5 protein-coding genes and 3 tRNA genes are annotated in these 15725 nt (G+C 56.7%); 3 read left to right on the top strand and 5 right to left on the bottom strand.

Annotated features, from left to right (window positions below):
- Positions 1–37: 37 nt before the first annotated feature.
- Positions 38–8575 (bottom strand): immunoglobulin domain-containing protein, encoded by an 8538-nt coding sequence (locus J3U88_RS29825; RefSeq protein WP_207862679.1) that lies wholly within the window; start codon positions 8573–8575, stop codon positions 38–40.
- A gap of 1570 nt (positions 8576–10145) precedes the next feature.
- Here J3U88_RS29825 and J3U88_RS29820 point away from each other — a divergent pair.
- The 3 genes from J3U88_RS29820 (at position 10146) to J3U88_RS29810 (ending at position 10384) form a co-directional block, all read left to right on the top strand.
- Positions 10146–10218 (top strand) — tRNA-Leu (locus J3U88_RS29820).
- Positions 10219–10225: 7 nt separating this feature from the next.
- Positions 10226–10298 (top strand) — tRNA-Leu (locus tag J3U88_RS29815).
- A 13-nt stretch (positions 10299–10311) separates the two neighbouring features.
- Positions 10312–10384: transfer RNA gene (locus tag J3U88_RS29810), tRNA-Leu, on the top strand.
- Positions 10385–10436: 52 nt separating this feature from the next.
- On the opposite strand, the gene J3U88_RS29805 is transcribed toward J3U88_RS29810, so the two are convergent.
- The 4 genes from J3U88_RS29805 to J3U88_RS29790 form a co-directional block, all read right to left on the bottom strand.
- Positions 10437–11360 (bottom strand): mechanosensitive ion channel family protein, encoded by a 924-nt coding sequence (locus J3U88_RS29805; RefSeq protein WP_207862678.1) that lies wholly within the window; start codon positions 11358–11360, stop codon positions 10437–10439.
- Between the two features lie 34 nt (positions 11361–11394).
- Positions 11395–12429, bottom strand: coding sequence for a magnesium/cobalt transporter CorA (gene corA / locus J3U88_RS29800; RefSeq protein WP_207862677.1), 1035 nt, complete (start codon positions 12427–12429; stop codon positions 11395–11397).
- A 113-nt stretch (positions 12430–12542) separates the two neighbouring features.
- Positions 12543–12992, bottom strand: coding sequence for a response regulator (locus J3U88_RS29795; RefSeq protein ID WP_423842094.1), 450 nt, complete (start codon positions 12990–12992; stop codon positions 12543–12545).
- 4 nt (positions 12993–12996) lie between these two features.
- Positions 12997–15693 (bottom strand): PAS domain S-box protein, encoded by a 2697-nt coding sequence (locus tag J3U88_RS29790; RefSeq protein ID WP_207862675.1) that lies wholly within the window; start codon positions 15691–15693, stop codon positions 12997–12999.
- Positions 15694–15725: the final 32 nt, after the last annotated feature.

Below are 15725 nucleotides of genomic sequence, written 5' to 3'. Positions count from 1 at the left end.
CAAAGCCGGACCGTTTAGTTACTGCACACCGTTTCCGTTAGGGATTACAGCCGTCGGTCGTGTTGATGTAGACCATGTCGAGGATGTTGAAATCCCCGTCGCTGTTGGCGTCGAGGGTGCTTGTTTGGGTCGACCATGCCGCGGCGGCGGCCTGCATGTCCTCGACATCGTTGCAACCGTCGTCGTTGAAGTCGCGGAAGCGCGCATCAGTCGGCACCAAAATGAGGACTTCCAAAATGACCTCGAAGTCACCCCCTTCATCACGCACCCGCACGCGATACGGCGTGGTTTCCGTGGGCGGCGGGTTCACCGTGGCCGGGTTCACGTTCAAACCAAGCGTGTTGCCGGTGATGCTGTTCCACCAGACAACGCTCGGCGTTTCGATACACCCAACCACCGCTTCAAGCACGGGCGGCTGTAGGCCGAGGGCCAGGGATTCGGTTGCGACCTGGGCCACGGCTTGATCCAACACGGCATTGACACGCGCCGTCCAAATCCCACCGCAACTATCGGTGACGCGACAAATGTATTCGCCCGCGTCGCTGTTTTCGGCGATTTTGCTGTAGGTCGCTTGGGTCGCGCCGTCAATGCGCGTTCCGTTGCCGTACCACTGGTAGGTCAAGGGACCGTTGCCGCTGGTCGCCTGCACCGACAGGTCCATCCGCAACCCTTCGCAAATACCGATGTCGACCGGCTCCTGCACGATGGTCGGGCCACTGGATACGTCCAGGCTGACCGCGGCGGAATCCTGAGAACTACAGAAGCCGTTGATGCGCGCGAAGTAGCGACCGGAATCGCTCGGTTGGAGGTTGGTCAGGTTCAAGGTGTTGTTGGTTTGACCGGCAAGCGGACTGCTGTCGCGGTACCACTGGAGGTTGTCGAAGCTGCCGGTTACACCCACGGACAAGACAATGGATTCACCGGTACAGGCCGGGGTCGCCTCGGGCTGGGTGTTGATGCTGAAGCTGTCGCCGAGGGTCACGGTCGCGGTGCCGGTCCAAACCCCGCTACAGGCGGTTTCGACCCGACACAAGTAGGTGCCCACGTCGGATGCCTCCGCAATTTTTTCAAAGGCCGCGCTGGTCGCACCGACGATGCGCACATTGTTGCGGTACCACTGGTAGGACAAGGCGCCCGACGCCTGAGCACCGACCGACACACGCAGCGTTTGGCCGGGGCAAACCCGCACATCTTGCGGTTGCTGGGTAATCGACGGCGGTCCGCTGATCACCAAGCTCCCGACCGGAGAATCGGTGGTGCTGCACTCGCCGGTAATGCGACAGAAGTAGTTACCCGCGTTGGCTTCACTCACGCTGCCGATGCTCAGCGAGGAACCGGTTTCGCCGTTCAGCGCCACATTGTTGAAGAACCACTGATAACCCGTGACCGGGCCTTCCACGCTCACCGACATGGTCACCGACTGACCGGCACAGCGCTCCAGGTTACCGGGGCCGTCCGTGATGTTGAAATCGTCACCGATGGAAACGGTCGCGATGTTCGAGAATTGGCCCCCGCCGCAATCGTTGCTGACACGGCAGCGGTAGTTCCCCGCCTGCCCCTCGGTCAAGCTTTGGATGACGTAGGTGGGGCTGGTGGCGCCGTTGATGGGATTGTTACCCAAATACCACTGGTAACTCAGGCTGTTCCCGGTCGCCAGCGCCGAGAGTTCGATGCGGGCACCGGGACAACCCGCGCCGGGTTGCGGATGTTCGGTGAACACCGGAATCCCTTCAACGCTCAGGGTCGCAAATTCAGAAAACGCCTCGCCGCAGGTGCCGGTCACGCGGCAGCGGTATTGGCCGGCTTGATTGGCCCCGACGTTTTCCAGGGAAAGCACCGAATTGGTTTCACCCTCGAGCGCGGTGTTGCCGAAATACCACTGGTAGGTGAAGTTGGCGCTGCCGTCGGCGGCCACATCGAAGGTGGCGTTGGCGCCGACGCAAATGTCTTGGGTATCGGGTTGATCGGTGATTTCAATGACACTGGACAAGCTCAACGCCACCGTTTGTGAGTCGGCGCTGCCGCAACTGTTGCTAATGCGGCAGAAGTAATCGCCCACCGCACCGGCACCGAAGCTTGCAACCACGTATTCCGGCCCGGTTTCACCGTTGATCGGCGAACCTTGGAAATACCATTGATAGCTCGTGGCGGGATCGGCATCGCCGTTGGCCAAGGCCGTCAAGCGCACTTCCTCGCCCGCGCAAGCGGCCACCGAGGCGGGTTCACGCACAAAACGAACCGGCGTCGTGCAGCCGCCCGCGTTTTGCGTTGTCGCCGACTGCACTGTCGACCAGCCGGAATCGCCGGTATCGTTAAAGGCTTTCACCCGCAATTGGTAGGTCGTATTGCGCGCCAATCCGGTCATTTGCAGGGTCCCGTTCGTGCCCGAGCCGGCGAGCGGCGCCCAGGTCGTCGACTGCCACAGATGTTCGCCGGCACGGCGATATTCCACAACAAACCCGGTTTCATTGGATGCCTGATCGGTAAAACCCACGTCGATCCGGCCCGAATCCACGGCGTTCGCGGAGAAACCGCTCGGTGTCGCGGGCACGCCGGAAACATCGCCGACCCGTTGGAATTCGAACCAGTCGAGGAAGCTGCCGCCGCGGTTTTGCGTGACCCGGATCACGGCCAAACCACCGCGCGCGATGACCACGTTGCTGTTGGTGTGCGTTTGGAAGTTGAAGTTGGTGTTGGCCACATCAAACACGGTTAGCGGCACGCCGTCGAGGGACAGGATGACATCATCCGTGGTGCTGTTGCTCCCCGCACCCGCGCGCAAACTGATGTTGTAAACGCCCGACGGAATTTCCAGCGTGTATTTGAGCCACTCACCCGCCTCGGACCAACCGATATACGGCCCTTGCGAACCGTTGCGCTCGTCGAAATCAACCGAATCGCCGCGGGGGTTAAAACCCGATTGGAAATCGTCGTTGTCGTTGAAGGCAATGCCCTCGCCGCCCTCGTCGTAATCTTCCATCTGGACGCGCGTCGGTGCCGTGAGCGCGGTGCCACCGAACGGCGCCTGGCGCGGCAGCGGGTCAACGCGGTGGTCGAACACCCAGCGGTCAATCGTCATGTCCATGTTGGTGAAGTTGCTGTTCACCACAAAACCCATGTAGGCGTGGCTACCCAGCACACTTTCCACGTCGATGGGGAAACTGCCGACAAAGGTCGCATTGTTGTCCTCGCGGATCCATTCCAGCGACAGGTCTTGTTGGCGGTTGTCGTAAATCACCCGGAAGCGGTAGCTGGTGCTGTAGTCGAAGGAGAAGTTTTGGTCGAGGGTGCTGAAATAGGTTTTCACCGTCGCGTCGTTGTTCAACAACTTCACGCTGGACGAGCCCTCGAATAAGGAGAAAATCAGGCCGATTTTCGGGCCGTTAATGCCCTCGTAACCGCCTTCATTACCCAGCGCCGTTTCGTTGGGCGAACTGGACTGGAAGGCAACCACAAAGGTACTCACACCACCCGCGGTTTCATTGGCCGAGCGCAGCGTAAACTCCGAGACAAAGCGATCCGTCGGCAGGGATTCCTGTGACCACACCGCCGAGCGCTGGCCGAAACCACCGTCCGCGCGCCACAGCGCCAGATTCGAACCAAACACCTCGGCTTTTTGCAGCAGGTTCACGCCCAGATTCACCGCAAACGGCAGGTTGCCGTCGTAGGAGAAAAGGCGCTGGGTCGCCGCGTCAATCATGACCACGTCCACCGGATCCGTCCAAGCGGAGTTGCCCGCCGTGTTGTAGGAGCGCACCCGAACTTGATAAGCCGCGCCTGGGAACACGCGCTCAATCGCGTGGTCCCGCTGCCGGTCGATGCCGCCGGTCGGTCCCAAATCGACCTGTTGCCATTCACCACCGTTAAAGCGGTATTCAATGTGATGGCCGAATTCATTGTTGGATCGATCCGTAAAGGCGAGATGGATTTCCGTGGGTGAATAACTCCGCGCCATCAGATTATCGGGCGCGTTGGGCGGCACCACGCGGAAGGTATCGCCAAACGGGGCCAGGGCGCTGCCGGGCACAACCGCGTCGGCCGACCCGTTGACCGGCGCCCCGCCGCCGGGCAATTGCCACGCCACGGCGACGTGATCACCCGAACCGCCTTCCACGTGCAACAGTTCAAAGAAATAGCGGTTGCCGGAAACCAAGGCGATCTCGGCCGAGACCTGATTGCCGCCACCCGTCCAGGTGCGGAACCCGCTCGCCGAGGTCAGCGCGGCAATTTCAACCGCGTTGGCCGGATTGGTGTCGGTACTCAACCGGAAAGAGGCCACATCGTCACCGGACAGGTAAAAACGGTAGTTCCCGCTTTGCGGTGCCACGATGTACCCGCGCACCTGCTGACCGTAGTTGTCGCCCCAGTTCTGCGCACCACCGGGGTTGGCCGAGCCGGCCCAACCCACCACCTCGAGGCCGTTCAAAACATCGGCACCGGTTGGTTCGTCGGGGAAACGCCCGTCATTTTCCAGGGCACCCAGGGTCCCGCCTGCAACGCCCGTCCAATAACGGCGTTCAACCGCGCCCGAGGTCACCACATTGCGGCCGTCCAACTGCTGCAGGTAGGCAATCAACTGGTTGCGTTGCGTACCGCTCAGACTCATCACGCGGCGGTGCGGCGCGGCCGTCACCAAATCATCCGCGGTTGAGACAAAAATCGCATCCAAATCCAGCGCTTCAAACGAGCGGTTGTTGCGCAGGGTAATGCTGTTGGTGGTACCCGCCTGCAAACTCACGTTTTCAATAATGAGGAAAGGCCGCGAGCTTTGATCGGGAAGGGTGGCCGGAAAGTTCACCGTCCGCGTGGCGCCGTTCACCGTCAACTCAAGCGGGATATCGCCCTGGTTGAAATCCGTGGCGAACCGCACCGTAATTTGGCCGGTGCCGCCGGAACCACCGTCGACATTGTCCCAGCGAATGCTGCGATCTTGGTTGCGCGACAGCGGCGTTTGCGTGCCGCCGAGCCAGGTATTAAACGGAAAAGTGTTGTTTTGGAAACCACCGATGTTGGTCCCCAATTCGTTGTCGTACCAGGTCCCGGAGGCGGTACGGAACACCGTTTCCAAATCCGGTGCCGAACCGTCGTGCAAATAAGGCGCGGTATCCCACAAACCCAGCAGGGTCGGTGTCTCAAGACCTTCCAGCGGCCCGTTAATGCGCGTACCCGAGGTTCCCTGGCGAATGGTCCCGACATTGCGAATTTGACGGTCGGTGTACTCCTGCGCCGGGTTGTGGCACGAGGCGCAGTTCTGTTCGATGAACACCTGGGCGCCCGCGACGGCGTCGCTGGTCATGTCACCGTTGGCTTGACGAAAGGGACTGCGTGGCAAGGTTGAGGCGTCCAGCGAGGTCAGGTAATCGGACATGGCGTCCAATTCAGCGCTGCGACCGGCCTTGGGCGGGCCGAGCGGATCACCGACCTGGCCGAAATCGTTTTCGCTCAAAAAGCCTTCACCACCGAAGTTGCCGCGGATATCGTTTTCGAAATCTTGTATTTCATCAAAGTTGGCGGTCCAGTGCACGCGGCCGTGGCCAATCCCGGCCCTTCCCCACAGCGGCGGCGTGTTGCGGAATCCTTCGCCCCGTTGGGTGAAGTCCCAGGTTCGACCGTCGTGGCCGCCGTCCACGTGACAGGAGGCACAACTGATGTAACCTTCCAGACTCATGCGCGGATCGCCCGCGTTGTAGAACACCTGTTTGCCCAGCAAAACGCTCGCTGACAGCAGTTCGTTTTGTACCGTGTTGATCGTGGAAACTTGGAAACTGGTGTCACCGACCGCCAACAGGTTGGCGATGGAGAAGGTAGACACCGAACGGGACATGAAGTTTTTGACAAACACCTGTTGCCCGGCGCTGTCGACCACCACCCCTTGTGGTGCCATGCCGACCCCCACCCGGGCCACCATGCTGCCCAGGTTCAAGGAATACGGGAAGCGGAAGGTGTCCATGATCATCACGTCGTTGGTGCCCTGGTTCACCAGCAACATGTAGTCACCCAGCGGGGTGAAATCGAACGCGCGCACCGAATCGGAGTTGTCCAAATCGATGCGGTCCGCGTTGTCCATGCGGGTCTGGTTCGCGACCAAATCCAGCGACATCACCTCGGTCCGCACCGTGTTGTCCGGGTCGTTGAGAGAGCCGTCGCCAAAACGCACACCTTTATTAATGTTGGTTTTGACCGTGCTGATGTAGGCGCTGCTGTTATCCGGCGAAATCGTAATGCCAGCCAAGTAGTTGGGAACCCCCGCGCCGTCGCCCGAGTTATCGCCGGTCAGTTTTTGCGGCAGGATAAAGGTGCGTTGCAGGGTAAACGAAGACGCGTTCACATCCCAAACCTCGCCGTGGTAGGCGTCCGAAATGAAGCGAGTCACCAAAATGCGCGTATGGTTGCCGTCGACCGCGAGCGCACGGGCCGTGGGGCCCAAGGCCAAAGAACCCGTTTGCTGCCGGGTTGACGCATTAAAACGCAGCAGCGACCCCTTCCCGCTCAGGGAAACGTAGACCGTGTTGCGATCCGGTGAAAACACCAGACCCAGGGGCAAGCTGCCGTAATCCAAATCGATTTGATCGACCAAGGAACCGTTGGAAGGATCGAAGACCTGGATTTGATCCGCATCGTAAGCCGTCACCCACAGATTACCCGAATGATCGAGGCCCAGGTTGCGGGGATCGGCCGCGGTGGGAATCTCGCGAATCAGGTTGTGGTTGTCGGCATGGATCACCGCCACCGTGTTGTTGTCCGGGTTTGCCGCGTAAACACGCCGTGCCGTTTCATCCATAATGATCTGCGACGAATGGGTCGGCGGTGTCGCCGAAACCGGGTTGGCAATGGTCACAATCAAACTGTCGGACACGGTCACACCCGAGCTGTCGCGGGTCTGAACCACGGCCCGGCGGTGGCCCACTTCCGTGTAGGTATGACTGGCGGACGCCGTGGTCGACCAAGGGGTGGGATCGGTGCCGTCACCAAACACAAAACGCCATTCCAACTGCTCGTTTTCGGGGTCGGACCCGGTCGCGTTAAAGGTCACGTTTTGGTTGGGCGTAATCGACCCATCCGAAACGGTAAAACTGGTAATCTCGGGAGGCTGGTTGCCCTGACTGGAGCTGCCGGTCGAAAAGGTGAAACTGTAGTTTTCTTCCATGCCGTTGCCGACCGCGTCTTCAATCCCACCTTGGGGCAGGAACACTTCATAGGTGGTGTCGTCTTGCAGCGGCTGGTCCGGCTGAAAGGTAATCATGTCGTTCATCGCATACCACAGCGAACCGCTAATCGGGTTGCCGCCCAGTGGACGAACGATAAAAGTCTGACCCGCGATCAAGGTGCTGGTATCCAGGGTTTCCGGGATGATCATCGAAATCGGCGCCTCAACTGGATAGTTGGTTTGGCCGGCGCGCGGAATGTGATACCCCACCATGGGGCCGCGCGTATCGGGTTCGGCCTGGTGCGCCCAAATCGCCATGCCCTGGCTGCGGTCCAAATCGGTCAAACCACCGGTGACCAACAGGTTCCCGATGGGCAACAACCACTGGCTGGTGTCCATGCCGTCGCCGTCGTCGTAACCGGGAAAGGTGTGGGTGGTTTCGGTGGGCAGCGTCAACACCACCTCGAAACTGCGCATGTCGACCTTGGAACTCCCGGAAAAGATGTGGTTATCCTGGAAGTGGGGGTACATCGACATCACGTCGGCGTCAAAGGCAATGTCGATCAAATTGCCGGGGTTGGTGGGATCGGTCACATCGACAACGCGCAAACCCTGTCCACCGATACGGTAGGAGTTCACCGCGTACAAGCGCCCGTCCAAACCGTAGAGTTCCGCCCAATAACCGCCGAACCCGCCCTGGGTCGCCAGTGAAATCAGGGGCGGCTTCTCGGGATCGTTGGAGGGGTTGCCGTCCATGTACTGGCTCATGTCGTAAATGGCAATACCGCCGTTGGTTTGCTCCGACAACATAAATAATAGGTTCCCCATCAACACGGGGTGGGCGATGATGCCGGTTTCCGCGATATGGTCCCAACGCGCGACCAAACTGCCGTTTTTGTTGAATTCCATCAACACATTGGTGTCGTTGTAGCTCCAGAAGTTGGTCATGCTGTAGGGCGGAAACAAACCGCCGCGACCAAAGGGCACCACGTGGGAAGCCGTGTAGGGTTCCACCACCACCGGACCCCCGAAGGAGTCAACGTGGAATTGAAAGGTACCAAACACCGTCCAATCGCCGGTATGGACCACACCGTGGGCGTCGAAACCTTGGGTGGTGCGACCGAAGTTGGCAATCTCGCGAATGTTGCCCAAATCGGAGATGTCCCATTGCCGCATCAGGTAGTCAATTTGCAGCGGTTGTCCGTTAAAGGTCACGCCGCCGCTGGAAGGCACCTCGGGAAAGGTAAACAACCAGCCGCCTTGGATGGTAATCACGGCGGTGCGGCCCTGTTGCGGGGCGATGGGGCCGGCAATCAGGGTACCCGGCGTTTGCGGCACATTGGGAAAACCCTGTGCGGCAAGGGGCAAGCAACCCAAGCAAAAACTCATGACAACGGCGAAAAGGTAGGGAAACCTTCGTGAAAGCATGTATGACACCTTAATGTTTCAGATGCGGTGGACGGCCGCGCGAGGTGCCCGGAACAAACAAAACCGGGATCGCGCGGGACAGCACACCGATACGCGGGAGCCGCGTATATTGAACAGGAACCGGGCAGCGTGGTGGATGCAGGAAGGGCGCGCTTGGCGTGTGAAGAACTTCAAGCCACGTCGAAAAAGTCGTTGTTTGGTCAAAACCGACATCCGTTCCATCCCGAGCACGGTCATCTGTGGTAGGTCGTTGAGGTCAAAAAGACAGAACATAGCCTGCCAATAGCAGACTACAATTTTCGCCCTTTCCTAGTTTTCATTCAATTGGTGTTCTGCTGCATAGGTAGACGGTGGAAACGCCAAAGTCAAATCGGCACCGGATAAAAAAACCTAAACCACTGAATTTATTTTAGGTACCAAGGGAGTACCAATTCGCCCCGCGGCCCCTGGCCGAATTGAAAAAAGCACCTTTGTGAGCTGGCTCGCATAAGGTCACCCTAAAAAAACAGGCGAATCCAGTTTTTGACGCAGACAGTGCAAATTTCCGCCCGTACCACAAGCAAAAGATCGGCAAAAGAAACGCCGCTTCATGCAAAACGAGGCGGACCACCCCTAGCTATCAAAGTCTATAGATATCAATATCCCTTAATAGCTTTTAAAAGGTTCGCAAAAAGCCGGCGTTCCGTTTCCGGGACAAGCCTCACCCTCCTTTCTCTTTTTATTTCAACAGTTTACAAACAAATTCCAGCAAATATCCGGCGTTTTCCAAAAGCCGGCACAAGCCTCGCTCTACCCATCTCCCGTCGGCACGGCAAGCGTCTGCCCCGATGCCGCCCCCATTATTCTCAAAAGGAGCCTCCGATGATGATGAAAATGACATCGACCATGTATATGAAGCGTTTGGCTTTGCTGCTCCTTAGCATTTTATTGTTCGTTACCCGACTGGGGTAACCCAAGCAGCACACTTATAAAGATCATCCAACGACAGGCTCTTTTCCTGAGCCGGGTTAACCAACAACCCGACAGACGACGATCTCATATCCATGCTTTCTTCCTCCGTCTCGGACGGACGCTCGCCCCCCGCACAACACGCACTGCCACGCGGGAGGCGGGTGTCCGTCCAGACAGCCAAGTCCGTATGCCTCACAAGGCTTTCTATACCAGAACCTTTGGCGCGCAATGCGGATGCGACAGCGAGACGGAACCCCGCGACTTTTCACCGTGGCCCGACTTGGTTTCGTGGTGCGGTCCATAAGTTCACGAAAAGTCGCAGGTTATGAGCTAACCCGCATTTCTCACACGGAATTCTGCTCCGAAGCCGAAATGCGGGCCAACGATTCCCGCGTTTGTCGGCGCAACACCCCCGTGGTTCATCCATGTGGGTGTCCCGCGACCCATCTCAGGCAGACTACCCAGCACCGGATGATCTCCCCCAAAACACAATCTGGATATCGCAGGCGGCCGTCACCACTTCGACGGCGGCGTCACCGCATCCACCCCAACGCGGCCCTGCCCGTAACTTTGTTCGCTCCTCGCAAGGAGCGAATCAATCGCGAACAGGGTCTGCACCGGGGACGTAGCCCAACGGCAGAGGCACACGGCTTAGAACCGTGACAGTGTGGGTTCGAATCCCACCGTCCCCATCCCCGCGGAAGCGTAGCCCAACGGCAGAGGCAGGCGACTTAAAATCGCCGTGGTGTGGGTTCGAATCCCACCGCTTCCATTCCCTTCCCTACGGAAGCGTAGCCCAACGGCAGAGGCGCACGGTCGAGGTCCGTGTTGGTGTGGGTTCGAATCCCACCGCTTCCATTGTTTACCCGGCGACCACAAGCCGCTTTGTGGCGCCCCCGGAACAACGGGTTTAGCCTTGTTTTGCTTCCGCGGTCTCAGGCGCGGTCGGCTCAGCCGCCGCGGCCTCCGATTTCCCCTCGGCCGCTTCCTTCTTGGATGGGGTCCCCAAAATGTCGCCCTCCTCGGTGAAGCGCGTCAAAAGCCCTTCCCAAATACGGTGTTCGGTAACCCGCCGCTTGTGAATTTTGACCAAAAAACGCAGGGTTAACTCAATTTTTTCACCGGCCAAGCGGACATAAACGCGCGCAGGTTTCCCGGTGTACATGATTTCCTCGGAAAGTTTAAGCAGCTTGCGCCTTTCCTTGTCGGTGATTTTGGCGGCGTGTTCCTCCAAAAGTTCTTCGGCAATCACGCGTGCTCTTTGCCAGTTCTTATCGGCGGCAACCGGCACCACGATTTCGTGCCAAACCAGTTCAAGCCCGCGCGAGAAGTTGGCGACCTCGTTGCCCAAAATACTGCTATTGGGCACTTTGACGATTCGGCCGGTGGCTTCATCGCCGCCGGCCCCAGTCTCAGCGAGGGTAATGTAAAACAGGCCGATTTCAACCACGTCACCGGTGGTTTTGCCAATCTGAATCCGGTCACCCACCTCGAATAAGGCGCGCCAAAGAATAATGCCGGAGGAGGTAAAGTTGGCGATCAACTCCTTGGAGACGATCACCAAGGCGGCGGCAACCACACTGAGCAAGGTCAGGATCGACTGAAACCACACAAACCAAATACGGATCAGCAATAGGGCACATAGAACGAAAAGGACAAAGGTAACGGATTGTCGCCAAGCCAGACGGGCGCGCAAATCACTGACACGGTTACCGACAAGGCGCAGGATGCCGGAACGTACTACAACAAACAGCAAAACAACCAGTAGAGATTCGAAAATACGACTATGAACAGGTGAAAGCGCTAACAGCCATTGAGGTACGATATCACTCATTATTTCAACCTTTTTATTTCAAATAACACGGCGCTCATAGCCATTTTTTTCGTTTGAAGTACATTAAAATACCGATGCTCACTAAGGCCATTAAAGCCATGGCGGCAGGGTACCCATAACGCCATTTCAGCTCGGGCATTTCTTGAAAATTCATACCGTAAATCCCGGCGATGAAGGTCAACGGGATAAAAATACTTCCCATCATGGTCAAAAATTTCATAACCTCGTTCAGTCGCAAACTAATCATTGAATGATAAAAATTCAACGCATTGTTAATGGATTCTTGGACGCTTTCCACTTGGTCCAAACACTGAAGCGCATGGTCATGAACATCGCGAAAATAAAGTTGCGTCCCATCTTGAATCACGGGCAAATCAACACGAAGAATCGCATTGTTAAGATCCTTCATGGCGCGCAGGTTCCGTTTGATGGTCTGGGCTGAATTTTGCAGCTCTTTTAAGTCGTCAAGCGGGGCCGCATCAGGATCCATCAAGGTGTCTTCAAGGGTTTCAAGGTCTTCACTGAGCTCCTCAACGCTTTCCATATAGTGGTCGACAACGAGATCGACAATGGCGTAAACCAAATAGTCAGGGCCTCTTTTGCGCAGCGCGCTGTTCTTTTTTCGCAGGCGCCGCAGCAACGGTTCCAACAAGTCGGAGGCCTCTTCCAGAAAAAGCACACACCATTGATCGTGCAAAATCAATCCGAGTTGTTCGGTTTCCCAATCTCCCGATTCATTGCGAACAAGCCATTTTAGAACGATAAAGAGGTAATCGTCGTACTCCTCAATTTTCATGCGCTGTACGGGATTAACCAGGTCTTCCATGACCAGAGGATGCAACTGAAAACGGGCACCCAACTGTTTAACCATGGCCAGATCGTGGACACCGTGAACAACCAACCAGGCGGTGCAATCGGGCACTGCATCCAAGGCCGGCAAGCTGCCCGCAAACGGGGTTTCCCGCAGCATATCTTCACGGTAGTGGTAGAGACACCCATCGACCTCGTGGCTCATGGTTCCGGTGTAAACCAAGGTCCCCGGGGAAGAACCAACTTCTTTCTCATCCATGGAACGCTCCTCGCCACGGTGTGGCTATTTGAAAATCAAAAGGGCAGGGTGAAAAAGACACCGGGAACAACCCGTCGTCGACGGCGGTCACAAGCCGCGTCTTCGGCAGGCCGTCATGCTAAACGCACAATAGAAAACCAATATTCACCCAGTACCCGCATCGTTTTCACCAAATCATCAAACTCGACAGGCTTAGTAATAAAAGAGTTAGCACCCAACCCGTAGGTTTGAAATACATCCTGTTCCTGTTTCGAGGTGGTGAGAATCACCACGGGAATGAGCCGCAGCTCTGAATCTTCCTTAATTTTTGTCAGCGCGGTGCGTCCATCCATGCGCGGCATGTTGAGATCCAACAGGATCAGCCCGGGCCGAGGGTACTTCTTTTTGTCGGCATAGGCGCCGCGATTGTGCAAAAAGTCGAGCAGCGCGATACCGTCATGGACAAAAAAAATGGGATTCGTCAGCCGGCTCTCGTCAAGCGCATCCTGGGCCAACAAACAATCGTCCTGGTCATCGTCAGCCATGAGGATCGGAACGGGTTGTAAATGGGAACTCAAAAGCATCCTCCTAACGGCGCGGTAGGCTAACAACGAAGCGAGCACCCTTGCCCGGCTCACCCTGGGCGGAAATGGTCCCCTCGTGCCGCTCGACAATCTTACGACAGATGGCGAGGCCGATACCACTGCCCGGGTAATCATCACGACCATGAAGTCGTTTAAAGATCCCGAAAATCTGCTCCGACGCGTCACCATCATAACCAATGCCGTTGTCACAAACCTCAATCACGACACGATCAGGCGTTTCCGACTGGAGACGAATTTGGATAAGCGGTTTCACATCGGTGCGCGTATACTTTAGCGAATTCCCAACCAGATTGGCAAATAGTTGGTACATCTGGAGTTGATCGCAGAACAGCCCGGGAAGCGCGCCGCGTTCGATACGCGCTTCTTTCCTTTTGATCAACAAGCTCAGGTCGGATAGAACCTGATCGAGCACGGCGTTGAGGCTGCAATGCTCAAAGGAACGCTGCTGGGTTGCCACCCGGGAGAGGGACAGCAAATCTTCAATCAGGCGATCCATTCGGTCGGTGGCCGACATCATCCGCTCGAAGTAGTCGGCTGCTTTTTCAGGTAAATTTTCGGCATATCGCTTGGTGATCAACTTGCCAAACGACTTGACCTTGCGCAATGGCTCGCGCAAATCGTGGGAAGCAACAAAGGCAAACTGTTCCAGTTCCTGGTTGGACTCCCGCAAACGCTGGTTGGCCAGTTTGATGGAACTGATGTCGATAAAGGTCCCAATCATTTCCACCGGCTTTCCGTCCCCATCGCGCGAGAAAACGGTGTCGCTGGAGAGGCACCAAATCCAATGTCCGTTTTTGTGGCGAAAACGGTATTCCATGGTTGTCGACTGACCCGCTTCCGATTGCAGCACCTCCTGAATGTGCGCCGCCAAGGGTTCGGTCGATTCGGGATGGAACAATTGCGTCAGGTTCCCTTCCATCGCCGCCAAATCCTGCATTTCATAACCGGTAATGCGCGTGTAAGCAGGGTTAATAAAGGTATTGCGCCGCGTTTGGAAATTGAAAATGTACAGACCGTTTAGGGAGAAATCGATCACCTTCTGCAGAAATTCCTCCCGTTCCCGCATCGATTGTTCCAATTGTTTCACCTGGGTGATCTCACTGGTGCTGCCGATAATGCGTGTCACCTGGCCCGATTCATCCACAATCGGCGATAAATTGGTGAGCCACCAGGTCTCTTTTCCCTGGAGCGGCAGCATCTCGGTGTATTGGTAGGGGCCTTTGCGATCATAACAAGCCTGGTAGCGGGCACGAATCTCCCGCGCGACCTCTATCGGGAAATACTTTGGCACCAAATCTTCGACGCGCTTATTTTTTGCATCCTCAAACGAAACCCCCGTCATCTCTTCTTCCGCTCGGTTAAAGGCGGAGAAAACAAAGTCTTGTTCCTCGGTGACATCAATGACAAAAATCCCGTGGCGCATGTTGTCGAGGATGGTTTCCAAGTATACGTTTTGTTTTTCCAGTTCCATTTCCACGAGTTTGCGAGGATGAATATCGGAGATCGACCCGGAAACAAAGGTGCTGTGTTCGGCTGAGCTGAAACGGGCTCGGGTCTCAAACCAGCGGTATTCGCCGGAGGCCGTTTTAAAGAGGTGTTCCTGTTTGAGGGTACCCCCCTCCTGATCGGCAAGATTGCGCAAGGCGCGTTCGAGGGCCCCTCGCGTGGCGGGTTGGGCATGGGAAAGCCAGGCGGCCAGGCTGTATGGGTTGTTTTCCTGGTTGGGTTCGATCCCGAGCAGTCCGCAAAAATGAGGCGAGAACCACACCTGGTCATCCTCCAGCCGCCAGTCCCATAAACCGTCACGGGTTCCGGTTACGGCCCGCTCAAAACGGTGCTTGGCGCGACGCAGTGCCTCCTCGTCCGCGCGACGCTGAGAAATATCCACAAAAGTGGCTATCACCAGATCGTCACCTTTGTATTCCACCGGCGAAAAACCGACCTCGGCAACAAGCAGTCGCCCAGGTTGAGCCTGACATTCAATGATGGTTCGATCCAAAGGGTCGTTGTGATGCGCTTCGGCTAGGTGGTTGTCCAAATATGCCATTATCGAGGTTGCAACCGTCTCGGACATCACCTGTTGTGCGCTCAGTCCGACGACCTTAACCTCCTCCACCCCAAACATGGTTCCAAAAGCACGGTTTGCCAACAGAAAGCGACCCGAATGATCGAGGAGCGCCATCCCATTGGGCGTGGCCGCAAAAATCGTGCGAAACAGCGTCTCCTTGCGCTGCTCAGACAATTCTTTCTCCGCTTTAATGCGCTCGTCATGGGCATCTTTTAAACGCAAATTCGCATCGCGTAGTTGTTGGGGGCTCGGAATTTTCAACGCAACAGGAACCATCTTGGCAAGAACCACGGCCGTCGTTAGCGATACAACAGCCGTCATCGCTTTCATCAACCCCGTTAACCGGTAGGCACCTTCCCAAACAGCATAAATCTGAAAGGCATGGGTTGCACCACAGAACAGAATGAACAGCGCGAACAAAATAAATACCCCGCGAAACTGCAAATCTTTCCGTTTGGCGGTAAAAACCGCAAGGGTGGCGGGAATGGTCGCATAAGAAAGCGCGATGACGCCGTCGCTGATCACATGGGTCCAGAGAATATCGGGCCGCCACTGGAAACAATGCCCGTGCGGCATAAACTCTGAACTAAAAAGGTTCAAAAAAAAGTCCATCACATCTCTCCCACATCGCCGCAACCGACAGA

It is taken from the genome of Acanthopleuribacter pedis (assembly GCF_017377855.1).
In the GTDB taxonomy this organism is placed as follows: Bacteria; Acidobacteriota; Holophagae; order Acanthopleuribacterales; family Acanthopleuribacteraceae; genus Acanthopleuribacter; species Acanthopleuribacter pedis.
Note: the sequence above shows the minus strand (reverse complement) of the source record. Positions and strands in the feature narration are given on the sequence as shown.

Bases quoted from the DNA above. Each gene is read 5' to 3' on its own strand.
- J3U88_RS29805 (WP_207862678.1), bottom strand. From the start codon at position 11,360: ATGAGTGATATCGTACCTCAATGGCTGTTAGCGCTTTCACCTGTTCAT.
- corA (WP_207862677.1), bottom strand. From the start codon at position 12,429: ATGGATGAGAAAGAAGTTGGTTCTTCCCCGGGGACCTTGGTTTACACC.
- J3U88_RS29790 (WP_207862675.1), bottom strand. From the start codon at position 15,693: ATGGACTTTTTTTTGAACCTTTTTAGTTCAGAGTTTATGCCGCACGGG.
- J3U88_RS29795 (WP_423842094.1), bottom strand. From the start codon at position 12,992: ATGCTTTTGAGTTCCCATTTACAACCCGTTCCGATCCTCATGGCTGAC.
- J3U88_RS29825 (WP_207862679.1), bottom strand. From the start codon at position 8,575: ATGCTTTCACGAAGGTTTCCCTACCTTTTCGCCGTTGTCATGAGTTTT.